The sequence below is a fragment of the Mesorhizobium sp. M0663 genome (assembly GCF_040320585.1).
Lineage (GTDB): Bacteria > Pseudomonadota > Alphaproteobacteria > Rhizobiales > Rhizobiaceae > Mesorhizobium.
Map to the genome: position 1 here is coordinate 161595 of NZ_JAMYPX010000010.1, position 23796 is coordinate 185390.

Below are 23796 nucleotides of genomic sequence, written 5' to 3' on the forward strand. Positions count from 1 at the left end.
GGTGAGGCGATGTTCAACAGGGTTTAGGCAACCGGCGTCGGCTGAACCCACCGCGAGCCGCCTGGGATCGGCGAAAAGAATGATCTCAGGCCGGTGATCGGTCAATCTGGGGCTGCTTCGCTGACGATCGATCAGGCTTAGGCAGCTTGCCGGTGCGATTGAGCAGCCCTTCCAGAAGAACCTTGAACGCCTTCACTGCCTTCTTCGACGTCGCTTCGGGATCGTTCGAATTTGCGATCCACTGCGCCGCATGCAACGAGGCGCCGCTGACCAGCCTTGCCGCGGCTTCGGGATCGACGGCGAGAATTGTCCCCTCGTCGCTCAGTCTTTGCAGGCTCTCTGTCATCGAGCGGATGCATGTGCTCTGGCTTGGCCATTGCGATGGATCGCCGAGCACCGCCGGCCCGTCACGAAGCACGATACGCTGGATCTCCGGCTCCAGCGCCATCTCGATATAGGCGGTGCATTCGTCGACAAAGCCCTGCCAGAGATTGTCCGGCTTGGCCGAAACGACCTTCAGCCGGGCTGCCATTTCGGCGTCGATCTCGGCGATGACCGCCTGGAGAAGGCCCTTCTTGTCGCCGAAGTGATGATAGAGCGCACCGCGCGTCAGCCCGGCCGATGCCGTGAAGTCATCCATCGAGGCTTCGGCATAGCCGAGCGTGCCGAAGGCCTGGCGCGCCGCCCTGATCAGCTTTGCGCGGGTTTCGGCAATCATCTCCTTGCGTGGTCTATGCATGCTCTGGCCCTATTAACATACGTCTCGTATGCCAATTGACATACGCCGCGTATGATCTATTTAAACTCATACGCCACGTATGTAATCGCCGAACCGGCCGTTGTCGAGGAGCCAGACCATGCAAAATCCCTATTCCCAGATCTTTCGCGCGCCCGGCGCCAAGGGCTTTGCCGCCGCCGGCTTCGCTGCCCGGCTGCCGATCGCCATGGCTCCGATCGGGATCGTCGCGATGCTGTCGCAGACCGATGGCGAATACTGGCTGGCCGGCGCCGTCTCCGCGACATATGCGCTGGCCAACGCTTTCGTCGCCCCGCAGGTATCACGGCTGGTGGACCGCCTCGGCCAGACGCGGATTGTGGTGCCGACCACTGTGATTTCCACGCTCGCTTTCGCGATCCTGATTGCGGCGGCCAATCAGCATTGGCCGATATGGACGCTATTCGTCTCGGCGCTGCTCGCCGCCGTCATGCCCAGCATCCCGGCAATGGTGCGCGCACGCTGGACCGAGATTTTTCGCAACCGCCCCGAGCTGAACACGGCGTTCGCCTTCGAGTCGGCGGCGGACGAACTGGTCTACATCGCCGGCGCATCGCTGTCGGTAGGGCTGAGCGTCGCGCTTTTCCCGGAAGCGGGAGTGCTCGCGAGCACATTGTTCCTCGCCTTCGGTTCGACGGCCTTCATCCTGCAGCGCTCGACCGAACCGCGAGCCCGACCGGTGGAACATGGTTCAGGCGGCTCGGCAATCCGCCTGCGGCCGGTCCAGATCATCACCTTGGCCCTGATCTTCATCGGCGCGACCTTCGCCACCACGGAGGTGAGCACGGTGGCGATCACCAAGGAGCTTGGCCAGCCAGGGGCCGCCAGCTTCGTCATCGGCGTCTACGCGCTCGGATCGTTCGTCGTCGGCATCATCATCGGCGCCCTGAACCTGAAACTGCCGCTGCAGATTCAGCTTGCCATCGCAATCGCCATCATTGCGCTTACCACGCTGCCGCTGCTCGTCGCCGACACCGTGCCGCTGCTGGCACTGGCCGTCTTCGTCAGCGGCGTGGCAATCTCGCCGACCTTCATCACGGCATTCGGCCTGATCGAGCGGCGCGTGCCGGAGGCGGTGCTGACCGAAGGCGTGACCTGGGTGATGACCGGCATCGGCATTGGCATGGCGCTCGGCTCGTTCGCCGCCGGCTGGGTGGTGGACGCTTTCGGCGCGCAGAACGGGTTCTGGGTATCGGTGGCATCGGGCACAATCGCGCTGGTCATCGTGCTCGCCGGCCAGCGCAGCCTTGTCGCGCCGGACTGCGACATGGCTGCATGCGACGCAGCCGCGGTCGCTGCGGAATAGTTTCCGGCGCGTCCGGTCCCGAGGCGGGGCCGGACGCATACCAGCATCGTGAGAATGGCCTAAAGAATCTCGGTCTTGGCGATGTGGATGCCAAAACCTTCGAGGCCGACATAATGGCGCTCGCGCGAGGCGATCAGATTGATCGAGGAAATGCCGAGATCCTTGAGGATTTGCGCGCCGAGGCCGATCTCGCGCCATTCGTTTTCGCGCCGGCGCGCCTCTTCATGATCCTCGCGGTCGCCGGCAGCCGGCCGCTTGCGTTCCTGATGGGCGACGCCGACTGAGCCTTCGCGCAGATAGACGATGACGCCGCGCTGGCGCTCGCCCATCGCCTTCATGATGGCGTCCAGCCTGTGGCTGGTTCCGAAGACGTCGCTGACCACGTCCTCGGAATGAAGGCGCACCGGCACCTCGACGCCGTCGCGGATATCGCCGAAGACGACCGCCACGTGATGCATGGAATCCCAGGGCAGCGTGTAGGTGAAGACCTGTGCCTTGCCGCCGGGCGTCTCGATGTCCGAACAGGCGACACGTTCGACCAGCGTTTCCTTGCGTTGCCGGTAGGCGATGAGGTCGGCAACCGAAATCTGCTTCAACCCGTGCTTTTCCGCGAAGGCCTGCACCTGCGGGCCACGCATGACGGTGCCGTCATCGTTGACCAGCTCGGAAATGACGCCGACCGGCGGCAGGCCGGCGAGCTTGCAGAGATCGACAGCGGCTTCGGTATGGCCCGAACGCATCAGCACGCCGCCTTCGCGCGCGATCAGCGGAAAGATGTGGCCGGGGCGCACGAAATCGGACGCGCCGACATTGCCGTTGGCGAGATTGCGCACCGTCAGCGTGCGGTCGTCGGCCGAAATGCCGGTCGTGGTGCCGTGCTTGAAGTCGACGCTGACGGTGAAGGCGGTGGTGTGGGCCGAATCATTGTCAGCGACCATCGGCGACAGGTTGAGCCGCTTTGCTTCCTCGCGCGGCATCGGCGTGCAGACGATGCCCGACGTGTTCCGAACGATGAACGCCATCTTTTCCGGCGTGCAATGGACGGCGGCTACGATCAGGTCGCCCTCGTTCTCGCGGCCGTCATCGTCCATAACGACGACGATCTCGCCGCGCTCGAAGGCGCGCAGGGCTTCAACGATCTTCTTCTGGTCGTAAGGCATAAGTGCTCGCTTCGCTCGCAGGGAGTAGGGGAATAGGGCAGTACGGCAGTAGGGGAAAGCGAAAATGGCTGCCTGGCGGGCATTAACATAAACATACTGCCCTACTGCCCTACTCCCCTACCTGTCTGTCCCCGATGACGCAGATAATGATCGGCAATGGCGCAGGCAACCATCGCCTCGCCGATCGGCACGGCGCGGATGCCGACGCATGGATCGTGGCGGCCCTTGGTCATGATCTCGACGTCGTTGCCGTCCTTGTCGATAGACTTTCGCGGCGTCAAGATCGACGAGGTCGGCTTGACCGCGAAACGCGCGACGATCGCCTGGCCGGTCGAGATGCCGCCGAGGATGCCGCCGGCATTGTTGGACAGGAAGACCGGGTTGCCGTCATTGCCCATGCGCATCTCATCGGCATTCTCCTCGCCGGTGATGCGGGCGGCCCCGAAACCGTTGCCGATCTCGACGCCCTTGACGGCGTTGATCGACATCAGGCCGGCGGCGATGTCCTGGTCGAGCTTGGCATAGATCGGCGCGCCAAGCCCCGCCGGAACGCCATCGGCGACGATCTCAATGACCGCACCGACCGAGGAGCCCGCCTTGCGGATGCCGTCCAGATATTTGGTGAAGACGGCGACGGACGCCGGATCAGGCGTGAAGAACGGGTTTTCAGCGTCGCCGACGAAATTCCAGTTCCAATTGGCGCGATCGATCGATTTATCGCCCATCGACACCAGCGCGCCGCGCACCACCATGCCGGGCACGACCTTGCGGGCAAGCGCCCCGGCCGCCACCCGCGCCGCCGTCTCACGCGCCGAGGAGCGGCCGCCGCCGCGGTAATCGCGCAGGCCGTATTTGACCTCGTAAGTGTAGTCGGCATGGCCCGGCCGGAACTGGCGGGCGATGTCGCCATAGTCCTTGGAGCGCTGGTCGACATTGTCGATCAGCATCGACACCGGCGTGCCGGTGGTGATCATCGTCTCACCGTCCTCATCGAGGATGAAGCCGGACAGGACCTTCACCTCGTCCGGTTCGCGACGTTGCGTCACAAAACGTGACTGGCCGGGGCGGCGCTTGTCGAGTTCGGCCTGGATCTCGTCGCGAGTGAAGCGGATGCCTGGCGGACAGCCGTCGACGACGCAGCCCAGCGCCGGCCCATGGCTTTCGCCCCAGGTGGTGACGCGGAAAAGATGGCCGAACGTGTTGTGCGACATGGAACCAGCCCTGCCGGCGTCGGAGCCGGCTCAGCGCATGACCCCGAAAATCGGAGCGATTTTCGGCAAGGATCATGCACAAAATCAAAAGTGCTACAGCGTCCCTTCCGCGTCCAGGAGGACGCGCGGCGTTGTAGCCTGCCTTCTATTGGCGTTTTCCACAGTGGTCAAACTGTGATCCCGCGGATTTAGTTTTGACACATTCGATTGGTTTCTGCTCAGTTCCGTTCCGTTGGACCGAGCCGCTGTACCGGCAATGATTAAAGAGGACGATGATGCGTATCCTGATTGGCGCTGTTGCCGCCACGCTGTTGATTTCCACCGCCGCCTTCGCCGGCCAGACCGAAGGCCTGATCAAGAAGGTCGACAAGGATGCGCTGACGCTGACGCTGGACGACGGCAAGTCCTACAAGCTGAACGCCGAAACCGACCTCGATGCGCTGAAGCCAGGCATGGACATCGTCCTCGCCTACGACGTGACGAATGGCGAGAACGTCGTCACCGACATGGAACTGCCGGACACCGGATCGACCGAGTAGGACGCGTCGATATTCAGCTGATGCCGGCCCGACCTGATCTCAACATACGCTACGTCATCGGTCTCAAAGCCACTCCAGGCGCCGGCCGTCCAGCCTGAGCACGCGGTCCTGCGGCACTTCCATGCTGACCGCATCTTGTTCGGACATCCCCAGCACGAAGCGGAACATTACGCGCATGACGCCACCATGGGTCAGGCAGACCGTCTGGCGATCGAGCGCGTCGAACCACGGCTTCACCCGTTCGAGCAGCATCTGGTAGCTTTCGGCGCCTTCGCCGGGCGGCTGGAAATTCCATTTATCGAGGCGGCGGTGCCTGGTCGAACCGGGATCGTTCGCCTCGAGTTCGGCAAAGGTGAAACCCTGCCAGTCGCCAAAGCTCAATTCTACGAGTAGCGGCTCGGTACGATAGGCGTGCGGATCGAGCTTCATCGCCGCGCGCAGGCGCTCCATCGTCTCGCGCGTGCGCCGCATCGGGCTGGCGACAAAGTCGAAATCTTCGGGCTTGTCGATGAGTTCGGCCAGCCTGCGCCCGTTGCGGCTAGCCTGCTCGCGGCCAAGCTCGTTGAGGTCGGTATCGGCCTGCCCCTGCAGCCGGGCCTCGGCGTTCCACGCCGTCTGGCCGTGGCGCACGATATAGACGAGCGGGTACATCAGGTCTTCCGGAAGAGGTCAGGCGGTGGCGTCAGTCCTTGACCGTCGAAATATCCGGCGCGTCGACCGCCTTCATGCCGACGACATGATAGCCGGAATCGACATGATGGATCTCGCCGGTGACGCCGCGCGAAAGGTCGGACAGGAAATAGACGCCGGAATCGCCAACCTCCTCCTGCGTGACCGTCTGCTTCAACGGCGAATTGTATTCGTTCCATTTCAGGATATAGCGGAAATCGCCGATGCCGGATGCGGCAAGCGTCTTGATCGGGCCGGCGGAGATCGCGTTGACACGGATCTTCTTGGCGCCGAGGTCGACGGCCAGATAGCGCACGCTGGCTTCGAGTGCCGCCTTGGCGACACCCATGACGTTGTAGTGCGGCATCACCTTTTCCGCACCGTAATAGGTCAGCGTGAGCAGCGAGCCGCCGTCGGTCATCAGCGCCTCGGCGCGTTTGGCGATGGTGGTGAAGGAATAGACCGAAATATCCATGGTGCGCAGGAAATTGTCGCGCGTCGTCTCGACATAGCGGCCGGTCAGTTCGTCCTTGTCGGAAAAGGCGATGGCGTGGACGAGGAAATCGAGCTTGCCCCAATGGCTGGCGATATCGGCGAACACCGCATCGAGGCTGGCCGGGTCGGTCACATCACAATGGCCCGCGACATGCGCGCCCAGTTCCGCGGCAAGCGGCTCGACGCGTTTCTTGAACGCCTCGCCCTGATAGGTCAGCGCGATCTCGGCGCCGTGATCGACACAGGCCTTGGCGATGCCGTAAGCGATCGAGCGATTGTTGGCGATGCCAAGGATAAGGCCGCGCTTGCCGGCCATAAGGCCCCGTCCACCCGCCATGTCAGCGCTCTCCGCAAGGTTCTCTACTTTGTGGAGTGCCTATCGCACAGCCACAGTGCCCCTTCAAGCGTTCAAAGCGGACAGTTCGGGGGACAAAGCGGTTGCTCAACAGCGCCGCGCGTCCTTTGGGCGCGCAAAGGACGCTGTAGCGCCTTGACCTTGCGGTCGTGGGCCAGTGGAAAAATCCGACACTGGTATCGGTGTGGCACGGCGGAAGATGACCCTTTGGCGGAAGTTTCGTTGGCCAGCGGCCGAAGTCACGCTCATGACCCCGAGCCGACTTCCATACTTTGGGCCGTGGACGATCGCTTTGCGCCTCATCTCGGCCATTCAAATTAGCTCGGCCATTGCCTTAAACCGGACATTATAGGCGACCGCACTGGGGGCCGGCATTCGAAACCCTTCACAATAGCTGTGATTCCGGAAGCTTCTTAGAAGCGGCACTTAAGATTAGGCGTCGCCTATTGCAGTCCGATGCGTCCCGTAGCGGACGAAAACGCGGATAAGAAGCTAAACCGCGCTGGAGATCACATCGAAGCCAGTCGACCTCCGCCTGGACAACGGCTCCCGATAAACAGTCCACGCACCGCCGGTATCCCGGCAGCGCCTGGGAAAATTTCAGCCATTGCTCGGTCAGGAAGACGCAGGTGTTCCGTCAGCACGCCCTTTATGATCGATCGTACGTCCGTCGTAGCAGCCAAGTCTGTTCCGCCATGAAGCAGGTCTCGAGCAAGACCGGGCCAGCGATTGCCTACTCGCCCGCCGGCAACGGCGCCACCCATTAACAAGGTGACACTCGCGACGCCGTGATCAGTGCCGCCGTCGGTGTTGGGCACCACGGAACGGCCGAACTCCGTGACCACCAGCACCGCCGTCCTGTTCCAGGCAGGCCCGGACGCTTGGGCAAATGCAATGAGGCCCCGCGCCAGCCCATTCAAACTCCGCGCCAGCCTTCCGAAGTCCGCTCCCTGCGCCACATGCGTGTCGAAGCCGGCCACCTCGAGCATCGCGATCCGCGGTCCGCCCGTAGCTGACAGGGCAAGCGCCGCGCTCCTGGCCGCGTCGCCGAAGCGAGCCGCGTCGCATGCGGCATGTTGTTCCAGCAGGCTTTCGCTGCCCTTTGCGCCGGACGGCCAAGTGCCCTCGGCGCAGAGGCGGACGAGGTCGAGCCGAGGATTGGCCAGCGCAAGATGGGCCAGCATGTCCGTCGATCGATCGGCCGGTCTGGCCCGCCACACCGCCTTCTGCCGGCGCGACAGTACAGACGAAGCCCGGTCGAGCCATCCGGCGCTGCCGCCGTCGATATCGCCGTCGAACAGCGCCGCCTGGGCGGCCGCGTGGGACCGGCCCGCATCCGGAATGGCGGTCGCGGGCACGATGAGCAACTCGCCGCACGAGTAGTGGGGCAGGAGAGACCCGAGCGCCGGATGAAGCGCGAAGAGCCCGTCGAGCTTGAGCATCTCGGCGACGCCAGAGTTCGGGAAAGGCACGAGGGGCCCGCGCGCCGAGGCAAAATGCGGATCGCCGTAGGGCGGCACGGCAGCTAGTGCATCGAGTCCGCCACGCACGTGGACGAGCAGAAGGCGAGGATCTTCGTCCACAAGCGAGGCACCGGCCAGACGCACACTACCGAACGCGGACGCCAAGGCCAAACCTTGCAGCGCTGCCCTTCGGGTCAGTTGCATTTAGGCTCGTCCGAACTTGGGTTCACCGGCGTACCCGCGGTCATATACCCTAGCAGATCCGTATTCGGGCTAAGACTTCCCGTTGTCAGAGCCTTGTTAGTCGGCTGCGCGTTGCGAACCAAAAGGCCGGCAAGTGCCGGGGCTGCGAAAGATGTGCCCGAACAGATGTTCCTCCGGAGCTTGCCGTTCTTTCGGCTCTTCCACAGTGACAGGACATTGACGCCCGGTTCGGCATAGGACGCGCCGAACGCCCCCCCGCGCCATAGCGTGTCGCACCAGGCGTTGCTGATGCCTTGGCATTTCCCAGGAGTTGCCACCTGAATATATTCGCTGTTGGAAGCCGAAGCGCTGTATATCGCTCCCACCTTGTTTCCTGTCGTCACAGGCGAAAAATAAGTCGCCGCATTGGCCGGGAAATAAGACTGTACCCAAGGGCCCTCTTCGTCTTCCCGGGGGTTGCCCGCAGCTACCACAACGCGCACCTGACGGTCGGCGATCTGATAAAGAAGGGCGTCGAGAAATTTAAGATCTTGCAACGTGCTTCCGCGTCTGGTGCTCTCCAGATATAATGCACCCCAACTCAAGTTCAGAATATCCCCAGCGACCGCGTTGTCCCGAACATGGCGAAGCGCGAGAAGAGGCGGGCCGAAAATTTCGGTCTTCAGCTTACTGAAGGCCTTTACGATCTTGAGCGGGGCGTCGGGGCTGACACCAACCAGACCTATATACTGGTCGCCCTGCTTGACACGCTTTCCGCCGATAACTGCTGCCACCATCGTCCCGTGCCCTACTGTGTCGTCGAGGCTCGACACGGTCTGGCATGGGCTGCTCGTGCAATCGATGGCTTCCTGAACCTTGAGGAGCCCGGCGGTGACAACGCTCCAATCCACTCCGCTGTCGATGATCCATACGGTGGGCGATCCTGAAGCCACCGGCTGTGGTGACCCGACGACCCTGCAGACGCTGGGAGGGACAACATCCGCAGTCGGCGAGATGCCCAGGAGTTCCGGCCCCTCGCAGGTGGCACCATCGAACAGGTTCACCACGAAAGGATCCGGCTCCTCATATCCCCTGGAGCGCAGCTCTTCGATCTCGCTCTCGGAAAAGGTCCCCGTCACGATGCTGATACCGATATCCGGCATGTCCACCGCTTCCAGCTTGCCCTTGCCTGCGATGAACTTGTTTAGCGCGCCGATATCCTTGCGTAACTCCGCCGCCCTGGCGATGTCGACGATGAAAGTCTTTTCGATGTCACCGCTGTCGGTGAAGCCCTCCTCGCCTGACGCTTCCGGTCTCGCTGTTCCGACAACGGCGAGGAGACAGCCGAGCAACAGCACACGAAGTTGAGCAAGTATCATTCGTACACCCTCCGGCTGTCGTTACTGATACCGCGAGGATCAGAATGCTCCCAATACGGCTTTCTGTCCATGAAAACATCGAGTCGATGCGAGCATGCCGCCTGCGCATTGCTTGCGACAGATGCAAAATGCGTTTAGGCTATTTGCATTGACCTCGGAGGGGAGCCTCGGCGATGCCCAGGGCAGAATTGAAGCCAGGTCGGCAAGTCCAAGAGATCGGCGCAGCGATCGTAGGGGCCTGGCTCAAGCTTTTGCCGGCCTCGTCACGTATCTTGTCCATGGATTCAACAGATCCCCTAACAATTACCATTGATCGGCAGATTTTCGCCGTCGGTGATACTATCAGACTTCGGCCGGAAGCAGGCCGTGCCATCGGCAACATCAGGGTCCGGACCGCCGCCGCCGGAACAGCGCCACATTCGCAGACACTAACGATAGAAGATCTGAATGGGCAGCCCATAAAATACGAGGATGACCCTCTCGACGGGGGCGACGCGATCCCGGATGCTGCCGCCTATGCGGACCTGAAGCGTGATCTCAAAATGGTGCTGGAAGACATCGTGGAAACGGGAGTGTCTGTCGAAGTTCACGTGGACGAACCGAACTTGATCAATGTGGTGGTGCCCCAGGTGCCGAGGGGGGTCCTGACCCGCAGCGATCTGATCGATTATCTGCACGACTACCACAAATACGCCCAGGGCAGGCACTACCATGACGAGCTCGCCACGGCCGTGCTCTTCGGCTGCAGATAGTCGCCAGTCCCTACTCGGGCAATCCCGCTTCCCGCATGCCGTTGAGCAGCGTGTTACGGTCACCTTCCAGCTTGTAAGGTTCCTTGGTGGCGAACCGCCGCCCGGAGAACTCCGGTGCGCCACGCAGAACCAGATACGTGTAGCTCTTCGCCTCTTCGTTTCGGCCAAGCAGGGCGTTCGCTGCAGCCAGATAGACCTTAACCCAGGTCGGCATGGTGGACGAGCGGCCCAGATCGACGACTGCCTTATCCGGACGGTGGGCAATGAAATGGGCAAGACCGCGGAACGGCCAATACCATGAAGGCTCGTATAGGGGATCGAGCACTCGCGCCCGTTCGAACCAGTCCAAGGCACTTTGGGGCTCGCCGGCAAATGTTTGATAAGTCCCTTGATAGGAGACCTGCTCGGGATCGTGCGGATTGAGTTCGAGCGCGCGTGTGTATAGCTGAGATGCGACGTCGAAATCACGACGGTGGAGGAGCACCCAGCCCAGTATGTTCAGGCAGACTGGATCATTGGGGGAAAGCGCCACCGCTTTTTTGGCGATGTCATAAGCCTCGGCAAGCACCGCATCCGACGGCCCCATGTCGCGAAACCATTCAAGCTGCTTATAGTGGGCGAGCTTGGCGTACGCGCGCCCGTAGGATGGATCGAGCTCGATCGCTCGCTGATACCACTGTCGAGCCTCCATTTCGGCCGCGATGTCGCCCAGGGGCAGGGCATTGCCCCGGAGCACGCACTCATAGGCCGCGAGATTGGCAGGTGGTTTACGCCGCGCCTTCTCGGCGCCTGCGGCCGTAAGACGGCCGATAACGGTCCCGACGATCTTCCCGATCAGTTCGTCCTGGACATCGAAGATGTCCTGCTCGTCCCCGTCGTAGCGCTCGGCCCACAAGCACTCACCCGAGGTTGCGTCGACCAGCTCGCATGTAATGCGCATTCGCCGGCCCATGCGGCGGATCCCGCCTTCGATGACGAAATCCACGCCGTTGTCCGCGACCAGGTCCACATCCTTGAGCCGCGTCGACGTATAATGGGACGCAACCGTAAGCTGAGTAAAGCGCGTCAATTCCGTGACGATGTCTTCGGTGAAGCCGCCACTGAAATAGGGTTGGACGTCGCCCGCGCTCTTGAACGGGCGAACGAGGATGGAGGGCTTGCTCGGACCAGCCATCTGCGCAGTCGATGCAGGTGGCAGCCCTTTGGGCTTTTGGAACAACGAGTATACGGGAATCGGGCGTGGAATGTTCTTGAGATGCTGTTCGCCGCAATATTCAAACGGAAGATTAAATTTGTCGCGAACTTCGTCGTGTACCTTTCCGGAAAGGCAGATACCGCCCGGGCTGGCGAACTGTTCCAGGCGCGCGGCTATGTTGACGGTATCTCCAAACACATCGCCATCGGTATCGACAATAATATCACCGAAGTTGATCCCAATCCGGAGAAAAATTTCCTGGCTGGCCTTCCCCGAAGACTGGCCGACAAGCAGTTCCTGGACTTCCACTGCTGACTGCACGGCTCCGAAAGCGCTTGGAAACTCGGCGAGCATCCCGTCTCCGGTCGTTCTCACAACCCGTCCCCGGTGCTGCGTGATCCTAGGCTCTATTTCGTCCTGCATGAGATGTTTGACGAGCGCGAAGGTGCGCTCTTCGTCGCGGGCCATCAGCGACGAGTAACCGACCATGTCAGCAGCCAGGATAGCCGTCAGACGTCGCTGAAGATTGCTGTCGCCCGCGTTCATTCTCTCCCTCGGCGGGTTATATTATGTTCGACGTCGGCTTGACGATATCAAAGCGTCTCGCAGGAGTTTGCATCATACTCCAGTGCGTGTCAGCGTGCGAATGAGCAATTGGTGCCGATACTGTAGAGGATTGAACATGTGAGGGCCGTGCTTGGGTGAAGGGTCCATAATGCCGGAGCGGCGGGCGTCCGAGGCAGGGGCCGGCGGGTCAAGCCTGGTTTACGGCCCCATCGTGATCACCGATCCCACGCTCAGATGCCCGATCACGGTCGCGGTCGGCCCCGTCCGAGGGGCCAGACCTTCTCGTTTTGTGTCAGGGTGGGGCAACACCACCCAGGAGGCGGCAACCGCCTGCGGGTATGAGGCCGATGAAACCTATTTCGCCCAGATGATCCCTCATGAGCGACTCTCACGCGCCCGCGCCGGCGAATTGCGCGGGCGCGTGATCGAGCCGCCTGCACTCACACTTTTCAGTGATGCGCAGTATTGCGAGCGGCTGCATTGGAACAAAAACGTCGATGATAGCCGCGCGGTCCCGATCCGCTGGCGCAGGTCGCAGCCGCTGGACTGGATCCGGAGCGATCCGCGCTTCAGCACGAGCGAGGCCTGGGTGCCTGCGGGATTGTGCTTTCTCGGGTATCCCAACGATGAGTCATCAGGTCTGCCCCCGGCGGACTCCAATGGTCTTGCGAGGGGATCGAGCATAGAGGACGCGGTCGTGCGCGGCTTCTGCGAAGTCGTGGAGCGCGATGCAACAGCCATATGGTGGTACAATCGGCTGGTTCTGCCTCGGATAGACCTGACTTCGCTGTCGGATGGACTGGCGTCCCAGTACGCCGATTGGCTGCTGACGCAGAACCGCGAATTGCGGCTTCTGCTCCTGACGCTTGACCTGCCCATCCCCATTGTCGCTGCAATTTCTCATCACGTGGGCGGTGACGCGATTGCGTTCGGATTCGCGGCCGGACGATCCATGTCGGAGGCGGCCCGGCGCGCGGTGGGGGAACTTGCAGAATGTGAGGCGAACCTTACCCTGCTCAAACGGAACGCCGATACGTCCGGCACGGCGGCCTTCACCCCCGGCGCGCTGCACCTCTATCGGTGGCACATGGACGAGAACATTCATCGCCTTCCTCACCTTTCCGGCAATTCAGCAGTTCAGGCCTCGTCGGCCGAGTTGCGACTGGATTGGAACTATTGCCTCGACATCTGCCACGAGCAGGAACTTGAGATCTTCGCGGTCAACCTGACGCACAACGCCGAATCGCCTGTTGCACGAGTGTTTGTACCTGGACTTCGTCCTACCAAGCCCCGGTTGGGCGGCGGCAGGCTCTATGATGTTCCTGTGCGCCTAGGTTTGAAGCCATCAGTTTCCCAGGCCATCAACGAGGTTCCCTTTCCATTGTGATCCGGATGGTCGCGGGCATGCCCACCCCGGAGTGCCCGCTTTACACACACGGCATTAAGCGCCAGCCTTTTCGACCGTCAGCCCTTTCTACGGCGCATCAGCGCCTCGAGCTCGGCGTCGCCGCCTTCCGGCAGCATCAGCCGCACGTGTGCGTAGAGGTCGCCGTGACCGCCGGCCTTTTCCGGTAGGCCCCTGCCCTTCAGCCGCAGAACCTTGTCCGAGCTCGACCAAGGGGGGACGTTGACCGCAATCCTGCCGGTCGGGGTTTCGACCGCCACCTTGGCGCCATGCACCGCATCGGCCAGTTCCACCGGCAGGTCGACATGCAGGTCGCGGCCCTCGACGCGGTAGCGCGGGTGCCGGCGGAAACGGATTTTAACCAGCGCATCGCCCGGCTGCCCCGGTCCTTGCTCACCCTGGCCTTTCAACCGGATGGTCTGGCCGTCCTCGACATAGGCCGGCAACTTGACCGCCATCTTGCGGCCGTCGGGGAACATCGCCGTCACCTTCTCCGCGGTGGCGGCCTCCTCGATGGTGACGTCCAGCGTCACGTTGAGATCGGCGGCGGTCGGGGCCTGACGGCGGCCGCCGGTGCCGGCGCCGCGCTGCTGGCTGAAAGCATCGCCGAAGATCTGGCTGAAGATGTCGCTGTTGCCGTCGAACGGATCGCCGCCGGGACGGCCCGTGCGGAATTCGAAATGCGCGCCGCCCGGCCCTTGCTGCCGGCGGAAACCGGCGAAAGGATCGGCGCCGCCGGCCGCGCCTTCGAAACCCTGGAAACGCTGTTTGCCGTCGGCGTCGATCTCGCCGCGATCGAATGCCGCCCGGTTCTTCTCGTCGCCGACGATCTCGTAAGCCTGGTTGGCGGCGGCAAAACGGTCCTTCGCCTTGGGATCATCCGGATTCTGGTCCGGATGATACTTCTTGGCGAGCTTCCGGTATGCGGATTTTATGTCCTTGGCCGATGCGTTCTTGGCAACGCCCAGCACCTCATAGGGGTCGCGCATGCTTACTGCCCTGGAGAAGGAGTGAGTCCATAATCGCCTCCTATATGCGCTCGCATAGGAAGGAATTCCAGTGGCTTACCACCATGTTGCCGGCGGAAAATCAGAGCGCCTTGAAGTCCTGTATGCGCCAGATGCTGCCGCCGGCCAGGCATATTTCGCCTTTGAACAGCGCGACGCCGTCGAAGCTTTCGCGCGATGCGGTGAAGCGACGACATGTCTCGCCGTTAGCCCTGAATTCCGCCAGCTCGGTGATGGAGCCGCGCGAGCCGGTGTCGGCATTCGCCCAGCGAACGGCCTGCCCAGCCAGTTGCTCGACGTCAGCGGAGGACACGGCGTTGCGGATCGTGGCCTGATCGGAGGCGCGGTCTTGATCGAGCGACATGACTGAGGCCGGCGTGCTCGCGGTCAGCACCGAGCGGTCGACCTCCGCCTGCTCCAGGCTGAAGCCGCCGCCACCACAGGCGGCAAGCGGCAGGACGATTATCACGATCATGGCTTTGGCGCTGGCCGAAGCGATAACGCTCCATTGCCCACTGTCAAAAGCTTGCGCGATACGCGACAATCGGCAATCTCCCCAGCCGGCGACAAATTTGGGAAAACTATGAGCGAAACCGGGTTAACAAGCGGTGACTTTACCGAGGCGGCGGAGCCGTTCCGGCTCTTTGCGGCGTGGCTCGACGACGCGACGAAGAGCGAGATCAACGACCCCAACAGCGTGGCGCTGGCGACCGTTGATGCCGAAGGCATGCCGAATGTGCGTATGGTGCTGCTTAAGGGGTTCGATGAGGGCGGCTTTGTCTTCTACACGAACTTCGAGAGTGCCAAGGGCCGTGAGATTCTTGGCAGCATGAAAGCGGCGATGTGCTTCCACTGGAAATCGCTGCGCCGGCAGGTGCGAGCGCGCGGCCCGGTGGAGATCGTCACCGACGCCGAAGCCGACGCCTATTACGTGACGCGTCCGCGCGGCAGCCGCATCGGCGCCTGGGCCTCCAAACAGTCGCGGCCGCTGGAGAGCCGCTTCGCGCTAGAAAAAGCGGTCGCCGAATACACGGCGCGCCACGCGATCGGCGACATCCCGCGGCCAAAACACTGGTCAGGCTTCCGCATCGTGCCGCAGACCATCGAGTTCTGGCACGACCGTCCGTTCCGGCTGCACGACCGTGTGGTGTTTTCGCGCAACGCCGAGGGCGGTTGGGACAAGGTGAGGCTTTATCCGTAGGGCACGACGGTGGAGCGCCGATCTCCCCCACAAGGGGGGAGATCGGCAGCTTCCGCACCGGCGCCCATTTTTTCAGCCCTTCTTCCCGGTCATGAAGGCGGCCAAGGCCGGGCCGCTTCTGCCGGATTTCCAATTCCCACTATCACGATCTCGTGTGCGTGAAACGTTCCAGCTTGCCGGAACGAACCAGGGAAGGGCTCAACGCGCCGCCGGCGCAAATTCAGGAGGAAGCAATGCATTCACTCAGGTTGGTCACGATGGCCGGTCTTGCCTGCCTTTTCGCTTCGCAAGCCTTTGCGGAGGACGCGATGGGGACAATGACGGTGATGAAGGGTGGGGAGGTCATGGCGATCATGCCCGATGGGCATATGGGCACCATGATGCCCGACGCGAAGATGAGCGCCGAAATGATGAAAATGGCGAAACCGATCAAGCATTGCATGATGTTGATGACCGACGCCAAAGGCAAGACATTCATGATCGACACGTCTTCGGCAAAGGCCCAGGCCGAATGTAAAAAAATGGCGATGTGACAAAGAGATCATGGCAAGAAAACCCGCCGGTTGCTGCCGGCGGGTCCACGATGCGAGACAAGGCCAGAAGGTCTAGGCCTTCTTCCTGGTCATGAAGGCCGTCAAGGCTGCGCGGGCCTCGTCGGATTTGAGCCGCTCGCGGAAATGCTGGCTTTCCTGGCCGATGCGCTCGACAAGGGCGTCGCGCGAGCCGCGCATCAGGTCGCGCGCGATCTTCAGCGCTTGCGGCGGTTTGGCGGCGATCTGGCCCGCCGCCGCCAATACCGATGCTTCGAGTTCCCTCTCCTCGACCACTTCGTAGATCAGCCCGGCGGCCTTCGCCCTCTCGGCCGAAAAGCCCTCGCCGAGGCCAAGCAGCGCGAAGGCGCCTTGGCGGCCGAGGATCTGCGGTGCGAGCAGGCTCGATCCTGCCTCCGGCACAAGGCCGAGATCGACGAAGGGCGTTCGGAACATTGTGCGCGGCGTGGCGAAGGTCAGGTCGCAATGCAGGTTGAGCGTGGTGCCGATACCGACCGCAATGCCGTCGACACCGGAAACCATCGGCTTTTCCACCTTGGCCAGCGCCATCAGGAAATCCCAGACCTCGGTACCGCCTTCACCGCCCGAGGCGACAATCATGAAATCGGCAAGGTCGTTGCCGGACGAGAAGGCACCGGGCACGCCGAGAAAGACATGGACGCGGATCGCCGGATCCGCGTCGCCGCCGGCAAGAGCCGCCGACATCGTCGCGTACATGGCGCGGGTCAGCGCGTTCTTCTTGTCCGGACGATTGATGCGGATGATCTGGATGGCGCCCTGGCGCTCGACGAGGATGTGGTCTGTCACGGATTCGTCCTTTGTGAATTTCGGGCCTTTGTGAATATCGGCGCGTGCGAACGTCAGGCTGAAATCAGCGCCTTGCCGGCAACGGCAAGGCTGTCGGCGCCGCCGACGACGCGCTCCTTGAGCGCGCCCACTTCGCCAAGCAGGTTCTCGGCGAAGAACCGGCAAAGCGCGATGCGGCTTTGGTCGGCAAGCGCGCCGCGCGCCAGATAGGCCCCGCCCGCGGCAAGCGAGATCAGCCTGAGATAAGGTGTGGCGCCGGCCAGAGCCTCGTCCGAACGGCCTTCGGGCTGCAGGTCTTGCAGGAAACGAGTTGCCTGGGAGAGCTCGTCGAGCGCCTGGTCGAGGCGATCGGCGGTGCGGCCGAAGCCTTCAAGGTTCGACGCTCGCACCGCATCGGCGACGGCCTTGAGCTCGGCGATGTAGCCATGCACATGCCGGCCGCCGCCGAGCGGCAGCTTGCGTGTCACCAGATCGATCGCCTGGATGCCATTGGTGCCTTCGTAAATGGGCGCGATGCGCGCGTCGCGATAAAGTGCTGCGGCGCCTGTCTCCTCGATGAACCCCATGCCGCCATGCACCTGCAGCCCAAGCGAGGCGACCTCGACGCCAACATCGGTCGAAAAGGCCTTGGCCAGCGGCGTCAACAGATTGGCGCGCTCCTGCCAGTGCTTTGCATCTTCGCTCTGTGACGCGAGATCGATGGCGTGGGCGCAGGAATAGCAGATGGCACGGGCAATCTGGGTCAGCGCCTTCATGGTCAGAAGACTGCGCTGGATGTCGGGGTGATGCACGATCGGCGCCATGCCGGCACCGCGGCAGCTTCCCGCTTTGCCTTGCCGGCGGTCGTTTGCATACGCGAGCGCCTTCTGCGTCGCCGCCTCGGCGACCGCGACGCCCTGCATGCCGACGGCAAGGCGCGCATTGTTCATCATGGTGAACATGCAGGCGAGGCCCTTGTTCTCCTCGCCGACCAGCCAGCCGATCGCGCCGGGCCTGCTGCCTTCGAAGCCATCGCCATAAATCATCGTGCAGGTCGGCGAAGCGTGGATGCCCAGTTTGTGCTCCAGCCCGGAGCAGAAGACGTCGTTGCGCCTGCCCAGCGCGCCATCGTCTCCGACGAGGAATTTCGGCACCAGGAACAAAGACAGGCCGCGCGTGCCGGCCGGCGCGTCCGGCAGCCGCGCCAGCACCAGATGGATGATGTTGTCGGTGAAATCGTGCTCGCCATAGGTGATGAATATCTTTTGCCCGAAGATGCGGTAGGTGCCGTCGCCGGCCGGTTCGGCGCGGGTTCGCAAGGCATTCAGGTCCGAGCCTGCCTGCGGCTCGGTCAGGTTCATGGTGCCCATCCATTCGCCGGAGACCAGTTTTTCCAGATATTTGACCTTGAGTGCCTTCGAGCCATGCTTGTCGAGTGCTTCGACCGCGGCCATGGTCAGCGTCGGGGCGATGCCGAACGCCATCGAGGCGGAGTTCCACATTTCGAGCGCGGCGACGCCGAGCATGGCCGGCAGCGCCTGGCCGCCATACGCTTCCGGCGCGGACAGCGCATTCCAGCCGCCGCCGATCCAGCGGCGATAAAGTTCCTTCCAGCCGGGCGGGGTAGTGACGGCAGCGCCGTTGAGCACCGCGCCGTGCTGGTCGCCGACCGTGTAGAGCGGCGCCACCTCCTCGCTGGCGAAGCGGCCGGCCTCGGCCAGAATGGCGTCGACAAGGTCCTCGCCGAGTTCGCCAAAATTGCCTGCATCGAGCGCCGGCTTCAAGCCGGCGACATGCTTCAGGGTGAAGGCGATCTCCTCGACCGGTGCCCGATACATGGCGTTCGCTCCTCCTCAGCCCGGCCCTCCCCAGTCTGGCCCTCCCCAGTCTGGCAGGTCTACTTAAGACCTGTGCCGATGCAAAATCATCTGCTTTCGGAGTTCCCTGTCCATCTTCTTTTTACGTAAACGTCAAACTTTGTCACGCGGATTTTGCAATTGCTGGCTCGTATGCAAAATTACTTAGAGCCGGACGACGCACTTGTTTTGTACGGTTATTTCCCGTACAAGGCAGCATCAGGGATGACGATAATGCCAAACCAACAGACCCGCACCGCCCGTCTCGAAGCCCGTATTTCGCCGGATATGCTGGACGTGGTGAAACGTGCCGCCGAAATCCAGGGCCGCAGCGTCAGCGACTTCGTGGTCGCCGCCGCTCAAGAGGCGGCGCAGCGTACTATCGAGAACACCACCATCCTGCGTATTTCCGTCGAGGATCAGCGCGCCATGATGGAGGCGATTCTCAATCCGCCCGAGCCCAATGAAGCACTGCGCAAGGCCGCCGACGCCCACAAACGGCTTGTCGTCGAATCCCGGTGAATTTCACCATCATCATCGAACCGCTCGGCGGATCGCATGATCGCAAGGCGTTCAGCTGCGGGGTGTCGGCGCTCGACCGCTATATACGGGAGCAAGCCAGCCAGGATGTCAAACGCCGAGTCGGCAACTGCTTCGTTGCCGTGGATCACGATGTCGGCGCGATCGCCGGATATTACACTTTGGCGGCGTCGAGCATACCGATCGCGTCCTTGCCTGACGAACAGACAAAACATCTGCCACGCTACCCGGTTCTGCCCGCGATATTGGTCGGCAGGCTGGCCGTCGATGCCCGATACCAGCGGCGGCGGGTCGGGTCGGCGCTGATCGTGGATGCGCTGCGACGCAGCGTTAGCGCTGCCCCAGCAGCCTTCGCGTTGATTGTCGATGCCAAGGATGACCAGGCGGTCGCGTATTATCGCAAGCATGGCTTCACCCCATTTCAGAGCCGCCCGCTATCACTGTTCCTGCCCATAGCAACAGCGTTGAAACTATTTGGCTAATAATCGCAACCATCGCCTTGCTCTTGAGGAGCACCAAGGGTCGTTTCGCCAGCGCTCCAACTCGCCCCTTCGGCACCCGAAGCATTTCCTTAACCATGGCGGTTCAGGATTTGGCTTTGGCCAGCAAGGATCTGCTGTTTGAAAACGCCGGCGCGCCCCCTTGTCCGCTCAGCGCTTCTCCTTGTCGCGGCCGCGATGACCCTGATGCTGACGCCGGCAAAGGCCTCGGATTTCTCCGAACCGTGGAAGGATGCCGACCGGGCGCTGGTCGTCGACGCCTACGAATACAATTCCATCGACTGGACCAGGCTTGCCACCGACAAGCGTCTTGTCGGCTTCATCAACAAGGCATCCGACGGAATGCCGCCACCCTATTTCTGTTTCGGCGACGAGACCGAGGTGCGGCTGTGCAAGACGCTTTGGAAGCGCCATGCGGTGGCGCGTGAGTTGTTCCAGACGCGCAAGGTTGTGGCCAAGGCGCTTGGCTTGAAATGGGGCGCCTATCACCTCGCCCGCCCCGGCAACCCGGTCGGCCAGGCCAATCATTTCATCGAGTTCGCCGAACTCGGGCCGGACGACCTGCTTGCCCTCGACATCGAGGACGACGATCCGACGCAGTGGATGTCGCTGGACGACGCCGAAGAATTCGTCCGCCAGGTGCATCGGCGGCTCGGCCGCTTTCCAGTGCTCTACACCAATGGAACGACCGCCCGGCACATCGCCGACAACAGATACAAATACCAGCTGCTGTCGCGGCTGCCGCTGTGGTATGCGCGCTACAAGCCCGACATCGACGTGCATTTTCCGATGGGCAACTGGCAGGGTTATGCGCTCTGGCAGTTTTCGGCGCGAGCAAATTGCGGCCGGTTCCGCTGCCCTTACAGGGTCGCGGGCACACCCAACGATATCGACGTCAGCGTCGCGCCGATGAACGCCACGGAATTGCGCGCGCAGTGGCCGTTCGGCGGCCTGATCGACGTGCAGCCGGATTATCTCACCTCGATACCGGTGCCGCTCTCACGCGAAGCCGGGCTCGCCGGCGGCACCATCGCTTACGCTAGCGTGACGCCAGCAAGCTTCGAGGAGATGGTCGCGGTATTCAGGGCGCGCCTAGCCAGGTTCAGCAGCGGCTTTCAAATGCCTGCGGCGAAAGCGGCGCCGGGCCTTCCGCGCGGGATTGCCGAATATGTCGCCTGGACGCGAAACGAAAAGCGTGCGGCATCGGTGCCAGGATTTGTCTCCACCGCCGATGCGGTCAGCAGCGTCTCGACCGAATTCGATCACGGCTTGCGCTGAGGCCGAAGGCCCGCCCGAAGCATCAGTTCGCCTGCTCGCGCGCCACCGCCAGCCAGCCAATGTCGCGGCGGCAAAAGCCTTGCGGCCAGTCGATCCGGTCTAGCGCGGCGTAGGCCTTCTTCTGCGCCTCGCCGACGGTGCGGCCGGTCGCCGTGATGTTGAGCACGCGACCGCCATTGGCGACGAGTGCGCCGCCGTTGATGGCGGTGCCGGCGTGAAAGATCTCGACGCCGTCGCCTGCCGCTGCCTCGACGCCGCGGATGACCGAGCCCTTTTCCGGCGTGCCGGGATAGCCCCTGGCCGCCATCACCACGGTGAGCGCCGCCTCGTCGCGCCAGCGCACCGAGGTGTGCGCCAGCTGGCCGTCGGCGGCTGCGTTGAGCAGGACGAGCAGATCGTCCTTCAGCCGCATCATCAGCACCTGGCATTCCGGGTCGCCGAAACGGGTGTTGTATTCGATCAGCTTCGGCCCCTTGTCAGTGATCATCAGCCCGGCGAACAGCACGCCGGAAAACGGCGCGCCTGTTTCAGCCATGCCGCGCATGGTCGGCTCGACGATCTCGCGCATGGTCCGGTCGATCATCTCCGGCGTCATCACCGGGGCCGGCGAATAGGCGCCCATGCCGCCGGTGTTCGGGCCGGTGTCGCCGTCACTGAGGCGCTTATGGTCCTGCGCGGTGCCGAAGGGCAGCGCGGTGGTGCCGTCGCAAAGGCAGAAGAAGCTTGCCTCTTCACCGACGAGAAACTCCTCGACCACCACTTCCGCCCCGGCCTGGCCGAAGGAGCCGTCGAAACAGGCCTCGAGCGCGGCCAGCGCCTGGTCAAGCGTCATGGCGACGGTGACGCCCTTGCCGGCAGCGAGCCCGTCGGCCTTGATGACGATCGGCGCACCCGTCTTCTCGACATAGGCCCTGGCCGAAGCCAGATCGTCGAAGCGGCCATAGGCGGCGGTCGGAATGCCGTATCTGGCGCAGAGATCCTTGGTGAAACCCTTTGATCCTTCCAGCCGTGCCGCCGCTTTTGACGGGCCGAAGACGCGGATGCCCTCGGCGCGGAGGTCGTCGGCGATGCCGGCGACCAGCGGCCCTTCCGGCCCGACCACGACGAGGTCTATTTCATTCTCGCTGCAAAACCGGACCACCGCTGCGCGATCGGCAGTATCGAGCCTCACCAGTTCGGCTTCGTGGCCGATGCCCGGATTGCCGGGCGCCGCGTAGAGCCTGGTCAGCAGCGGCGACGCCGCGATCTTCCAGGCAAGCGCATGTTCGCGTCCGCCGGAGCCGATCAACAAAACACGCATGCCCAGATTCCTCACCGTTCCACGACCAGGACTGCGCTATTGCGCCACGCGCGACGGGTCAAGACATTTGGCTGCCGAAGCGCCGATTGTGCGTGGCGAGCGTGCGAGGGCTGCTTGACGCTTGACGGCATTCGCCTCTGCTGCCACTCCAGCAAAATGGAAACCGTCCAGTCGAAAGCGGCCCAGGGCCGCGTCGCCGATGCGCCGAGCGGCCACTGGGTCTATCGCGCGCTGCCGCGGCGGTTGTGGCCCTATGCGCAGCTTGCCCGGTGGGACCGGCCGATCGGCTGGCAATTGCTGCTATGGCCATGCTGGTGGTCGGCTGCACTTGCCGCGAGCGCCTATCCGCGTCCGTCGGATCCGCTGCTCTCGCTGCTGCCGTCGCCGTGGTATCTCCTATTGTTTTTTCTTGGCGCGTTCGCCATGCGCGGTGCCGGCTGCACCTACAATGATTTGGTCGACGAGAACATCGACAACCAGGTGGAACGCACGCGCTCGCGGCCGCTGCCGGCCGGCAAGGTCACGCGCCGGCAGGCCTGGATGTTTGTTGTCCTGCAGGCACTGGTCGGCCTCGCCGTGCTTTTGCAGTTCAACAGCTTCGCCATCTCGCTCGGCATCGGCTCGCTGGTCATCGTCGCCGTCTACCCATTCATGAAGCGATACACCAATTGGCCGCAACTCGTTCTTGGCCTTGCCTTTTCCTGGGGTGCGCTGATGGGATGGGCGGTCGAGTTCGGCGATCTCGATGGGCCGCCAATCATGCTCTATATCGGCTCGATCCTGTGGGTGATCGGCTACGACACGATCTATGCGCATCAGGACAAGGAAGACGACGCCATCGTCGGTGTGCGCTCGACGGCGCGCCTGTTCGGCGACAACACCAAAGCCTGGCTGGCCGGACTTTATGGCGGAGCGCTGGTCTGCTTCGCCATTGCTTTCGCCTCGGCACAGGCACCGGTACCGGCGCTCGCCGGGCTGATCGCCGCCGGCGCCCATATGGCACGGCAGATCGCCGTGCTCGACATCGACGATCCGGACCAGTGCCTAAGGCTGTTCAGATCGAACAACCAGGTCGGCTGGCTGATCTTCCTCGGCCTGATCGGCGGCGCGGCTTGGGTGGCGCTGAAGCCGCTGGTTTAGCGGCCTGTTCCCTTCTCCCCTTGTGGGAGAAGGTGGATTGGCGCACAGCGCCAAGACGGTTGAGGGGTGTTGGACGGATCAGTTGTGTGCGTCAAGTTCTGCAAAATGGCGTGGCATTGCGGTGACGTCGGCGTGTCCGCCGCGCAGCCCCCGTGTTTAGCGGAGCGGCGGACACATGACGGT

23 protein-coding genes are annotated in these 23796 nt (G+C 62.8%); 10 read left to right on the plus strand and 13 right to left on the minus strand.

Annotated features, from left to right (window positions below):
• Positions 1 to 85: 85 nt before the first annotated feature.
• Complete coding sequence (locus tag NKI54_RS19325) at positions 86 to 739, minus strand: TetR/AcrR family transcriptional regulator (protein ID WP_352571391.1); 654 nt, start codon at positions 737 to 739, stop codon at positions 86 to 88.
• A 118-nt stretch (positions 740 to 857) separates the two neighbouring features.
• On the opposite strand from NKI54_RS19325, the gene NKI54_RS19330 reads away from it, so the two are divergent.
• Positions 858 to 2081 (plus strand): MFS transporter, encoded by a 1224-nt coding sequence (locus NKI54_RS19330; RefSeq protein WP_352692189.1) that lies wholly within the window; start codon positions 858 to 860, stop codon positions 2079 to 2081.
• Positions 2082 to 2140: 59 nt separating this feature from the next.
• Here the strand turns inward: NKI54_RS19330 and ribB are convergent, their stop codons facing one another.
• Together ribB and aroC are read right to left on the minus strand one after the other, a co-directional pair.
• Positions 2141 to 3241 (minus strand): 3,4-dihydroxy-2-butanone-4-phosphate synthase, encoded by a 1101-nt coding sequence (gene ribB / locus NKI54_RS19335; RefSeq protein ID WP_023674113.1) that lies wholly within the window; start codon positions 3239 to 3241, stop codon positions 2141 to 2143.
• A 101-nt stretch (positions 3242 to 3342) separates the two neighbouring features.
• A complete protein-coding gene (gene aroC / locus NKI54_RS19340; protein WP_352571393.1) occupies positions 3343 to 4452 on the minus strand; it encodes a chorismate synthase in 1110 nt (369 codons plus the stop codon).
• A gap of 275 nt (positions 4453 to 4727) precedes the next feature.
• Between aroC and NKI54_RS19345 the strand changes: the two genes are divergently transcribed.
• A complete protein-coding gene (locus NKI54_RS19345) occupies positions 4728 to 4991 on the plus strand; it encodes a DUF1344 domain-containing protein (RefSeq protein ID WP_023716902.1) in 264 nt (87 codons plus the stop codon).
• A 63-nt stretch (positions 4992 to 5054) separates the two neighbouring features.
• On the opposite strand, the gene NKI54_RS19350 is transcribed toward NKI54_RS19345, so the two are convergent.
• From NKI54_RS19350 to NKI54_RS19365, 4 genes are all read right to left on the minus strand, one after another.
• The gene (locus NKI54_RS19350; RefSeq protein ID WP_352571394.1) at positions 5055 to 5642 is read right to left on the minus strand and encodes a histidine phosphatase family protein; all 588 of its coding nucleotides are present in this window, start codon (positions 5640 to 5642) and stop codon (positions 5055 to 5057) included.
• Between the two features lie 31 nt (positions 5643 to 5673).
• A complete protein-coding gene (fabI, locus tag NKI54_RS19355; protein WP_031211054.1) occupies positions 5674 to 6492 on the minus strand; it encodes an enoyl-ACP reductase FabI in 819 nt (272 codons plus the stop codon).
• A gap of 527 nt (positions 6493 to 7019) precedes the next feature.
• Positions 7020 to 8177 carry a DUF1501 domain-containing protein gene (locus NKI54_RS19360; protein ID WP_352692190.1) on the minus strand — a complete coding sequence of 386 codons (1158 nt, stop codon included), beginning with the start codon at positions 8175 to 8177 and terminating at the stop codon, positions 7020 to 7022.
• Positions 8168 to 9535, minus strand: a complete 1368-nt coding sequence (locus NKI54_RS19365; RefSeq protein ID WP_023674107.1) for a S8 family serine peptidase — start codon at positions 9533 to 9535, stop codon at positions 8168 to 8170. The genes NKI54_RS19360 and NKI54_RS19365 overlap by 10 nt, the downstream gene beginning before the upstream one ends.
• A gap of 173 nt (positions 9536 to 9708) precedes the next feature.
• Here NKI54_RS19365 and NKI54_RS19370 point away from each other — a divergent pair, with 173 nt between their 5' ends.
• Positions 9709 to 10287, plus strand: a complete 579-nt coding sequence (locus NKI54_RS19370; protein WP_023674106.1) for a hypothetical protein — start codon at positions 9709 to 9711, stop codon at positions 10285 to 10287.
• A 10-nt stretch (positions 10288 to 10297) separates the two neighbouring features.
• Here the strand turns inward: NKI54_RS19370 and NKI54_RS19375 are convergent, their stop codons facing one another.
• Positions 10298 to 12028 (minus strand): adenylate/guanylate cyclase domain-containing protein, encoded by a 1731-nt coding sequence (locus tag NKI54_RS19375; RefSeq protein ID WP_352692191.1) that lies wholly within the window; start codon positions 12026 to 12028, stop codon positions 10298 to 10300.
• Positions 12029 to 12197: 169 nt separating this feature from the next.
• Between NKI54_RS19375 and NKI54_RS19380 the strand changes: the two genes are divergently transcribed.
• Positions 12198 to 13436: a YcaO-like family protein gene (locus NKI54_RS19380; RefSeq protein WP_023674104.1), complete on the plus strand. Its 1239-nt coding sequence runs from the start codon at positions 12198 to 12200 to the stop codon at positions 13434 to 13436.
• 77 nt (positions 13437 to 13513) lie between these two features.
• Here NKI54_RS19380 and NKI54_RS19385 read toward each other — a convergent pair whose 3' ends face one another.
• On the minus strand, positions 13514 to 14443 hold the full coding sequence (locus tag NKI54_RS19385; RefSeq protein ID WP_023674103.1) for a DnaJ C-terminal domain-containing protein: 930 nt from the start codon (positions 14441 to 14443) through the stop codon (positions 13514 to 13516).
• Between the two features lie 100 nt (positions 14444 to 14543).
• On the minus strand, positions 14544 to 15005 hold the full coding sequence (locus NKI54_RS19390; RefSeq protein ID WP_023674102.1) for an RT0821/Lpp0805 family surface protein: 462 nt from the start codon (positions 15003 to 15005) through the stop codon (positions 14544 to 14546).
• A 39-nt stretch (positions 15006 to 15044) separates the two neighbouring features.
• Here NKI54_RS19390 and pdxH point away from each other — a divergent pair, with 39 nt between their 5' ends.
• Both pdxH and NKI54_RS19400 read left to right on the plus strand, forming a co-directional pair.
• On the plus strand, positions 15045 to 15662 hold the full coding sequence (gene pdxH / locus NKI54_RS19395; protein WP_023674101.1) for a pyridoxamine 5'-phosphate oxidase: 618 nt from the start codon (positions 15045 to 15047) through the stop codon (positions 15660 to 15662).
• 257 nt (positions 15663 to 15919) lie between these two features.
• Positions 15920 to 16195, plus strand: a complete 276-nt coding sequence (locus tag NKI54_RS19400) for a hypothetical protein (RefSeq protein ID WP_023674100.1) — start codon at positions 15920 to 15922, stop codon at positions 16193 to 16195.
• Positions 16196 to 16267: 72 nt separating this feature from the next.
• Here the strand turns inward: NKI54_RS19400 and NKI54_RS19405 are convergent, their stop codons facing one another.
• Complete coding sequence (locus NKI54_RS19405; protein ID WP_023674099.1) at positions 16268 to 17020, minus strand: crotonase/enoyl-CoA hydratase family protein; 753 nt, start codon at positions 17018 to 17020, stop codon at positions 16268 to 16270.
• 53 nt (positions 17021 to 17073) lie between these two features.
• Positions 17074 to 18837 carry an acyl-CoA dehydrogenase family protein gene (locus NKI54_RS19410; protein WP_352692192.1) on the minus strand — a complete coding sequence of 588 codons (1764 nt, stop codon included), beginning with the start codon at positions 18835 to 18837 and terminating at the stop codon, positions 17074 to 17076.
• 159 nt (positions 18838 to 18996) lie between these two features.
• On the opposite strand from NKI54_RS19410, the gene NKI54_RS19415 reads away from it, so the two are divergent.
• The 3 genes from NKI54_RS19415 to NKI54_RS19425 all read left to right on the plus strand — a co-directional run bounded on the left by NKI54_RS19415 (position 18997) and on the right by NKI54_RS19425 (position 21173).
• The gene (locus NKI54_RS19415) at positions 18997 to 19377 is read left to right on the plus strand and encodes a type II toxin-antitoxin system TacA family antitoxin (RefSeq protein ID WP_352692193.1); all 381 of its coding nucleotides are present in this window, start codon (positions 18997 to 18999) and stop codon (positions 19375 to 19377) included.
• Entirely contained in the window at positions 19374 to 19877 is a 504-nt protein-coding gene (locus tag NKI54_RS19420; protein ID WP_352635365.1) for a GNAT family N-acetyltransferase, read from the plus strand. The genes NKI54_RS19415 and NKI54_RS19420 overlap by 4 nt, the downstream gene beginning before the upstream one ends.
• A gap of 138 nt (positions 19878 to 20015) precedes the next feature.
• A complete protein-coding gene (locus NKI54_RS19425; protein WP_502897580.1) occupies positions 20016 to 21173 on the plus strand; it encodes a glycoside hydrolase family 25 protein in 1158 nt (385 codons plus the stop codon).
• A 22-nt stretch (positions 21174 to 21195) separates the two neighbouring features.
• Here NKI54_RS19425 and purD read toward each other — a convergent pair whose 3' ends face one another.
• Positions 21196 to 22473, minus strand: a complete 1278-nt coding sequence (gene purD / locus NKI54_RS19430) for a phosphoribosylamine--glycine ligase (RefSeq protein WP_352692195.1) — start codon at positions 22471 to 22473, stop codon at positions 21196 to 21198.
• A 156-nt stretch (positions 22474 to 22629) separates the two neighbouring features.
• Here purD and ubiA point away from each other — a divergent pair, with 156 nt between their 5' ends.
• Positions 22630 to 23613: a 4-hydroxybenzoate octaprenyltransferase gene (gene ubiA / locus NKI54_RS19435; RefSeq protein ID WP_352692205.1), complete on the plus strand. Its 984-nt coding sequence runs from the start codon at positions 22630 to 22632 to the stop codon at positions 23611 to 23613.
• The last annotated feature ends 183 nt before the right edge of the window (positions 23614 to 23796 follow it).

Excerpts from the sequence above, each read along its gene's own strand:
- NKI54_RS19325 (WP_352571391.1), bottom strand. The coding sequence starts at position 739 with ATGCATAGACCACGCAAGGAGATGATTGCCGAAACCCGCGCAAAGCTG.
- NKI54_RS19330 (WP_352692189.1), top strand. The coding sequence starts at position 858 with ATGCAAAATCCCTATTCCCAGATCTTTCGCGCGCCCGGCGCCAAGGGC.
- ribB (WP_023674113.1), bottom strand. The coding sequence starts at position 3,241 with ATGCCTTACGACCAGAAGAAGATCGTTGAAGCCCTGCGCGCCTTCGAG.
- aroC (WP_352571393.1), bottom strand. The coding sequence starts at position 4,452 with ATGTCGCACAACACGTTCGGCCATCTTTTCCGCGTCACCACCTGGGGC.
- NKI54_RS19345 (WP_023716902.1), top strand. The coding sequence starts at position 4,728 with ATGCGTATCCTGATTGGCGCTGTTGCCGCCACGCTGTTGATTTCCACC.
- NKI54_RS19350 (WP_352571394.1), bottom strand. The coding sequence starts at position 5,642 with ATGTACCCGCTCGTCTATATCGTGCGCCACGGCCAGACGGCGTGGAAC.
- fabI (WP_031211054.1), bottom strand. The coding sequence starts at position 6,492 with ATGGCGGGTGGACGGGGCCTTATGGCCGGCAAGCGCGGCCTTATCCTT.
- NKI54_RS19360 (WP_352692190.1), bottom strand. The coding sequence starts at position 8,177 with ATGCAACTGACCCGAAGGGCAGCGCTGCAAGGTTTGGCCTTGGCGTCC.
- NKI54_RS19365 (WP_023674107.1), bottom strand. The coding sequence starts at position 9,535 with ATGATACTTGCTCAACTTCGTGTGCTGTTGCTCGGCTGTCTCCTCGCC.
- NKI54_RS19370 (WP_023674106.1), top strand. The coding sequence starts at position 9,709 with ATGCCCAGGGCAGAATTGAAGCCAGGTCGGCAAGTCCAAGAGATCGGC.
- NKI54_RS19375 (WP_352692191.1), bottom strand. The coding sequence starts at position 12,028 with ATGAACGCGGGCGACAGCAATCTTCAGCGACGTCTGACGGCTATCCTG.
- NKI54_RS19380 (WP_023674104.1), top strand. The coding sequence starts at position 12,198 with ATGCCGGAGCGGCGGGCGTCCGAGGCAGGGGCCGGCGGGTCAAGCCTG.
- NKI54_RS19385 (WP_023674103.1), bottom strand. The coding sequence starts at position 14,443 with ATGCGCGACCCCTATGAGGTGCTGGGCGTTGCCAAGAACGCATCGGCC.
- pdxH (WP_023674101.1), top strand. The coding sequence starts at position 15,045 with ATGAGCGAAACCGGGTTAACAAGCGGTGACTTTACCGAGGCGGCGGAG.
- NKI54_RS19400 (WP_023674100.1), top strand. The coding sequence starts at position 15,920 with ATGGCCGGTCTTGCCTGCCTTTTCGCTTCGCAAGCCTTTGCGGAGGAC.
- NKI54_RS19410 (WP_352692192.1), bottom strand. The coding sequence starts at position 18,837 with ATGTATCGGGCACCGGTCGAGGAGATCGCCTTCACCCTGAAGCATGTC.
- purD (WP_352692195.1), bottom strand. The coding sequence starts at position 22,473 with ATGCGTGTTTTGTTGATCGGCTCCGGCGGACGCGAACATGCGCTTGCC.
- ubiA (WP_352692205.1), top strand. The coding sequence starts at position 22,630 with ATGGAAACCGTCCAGTCGAAAGCGGCCCAGGGCCGCGTCGCCGATGCG.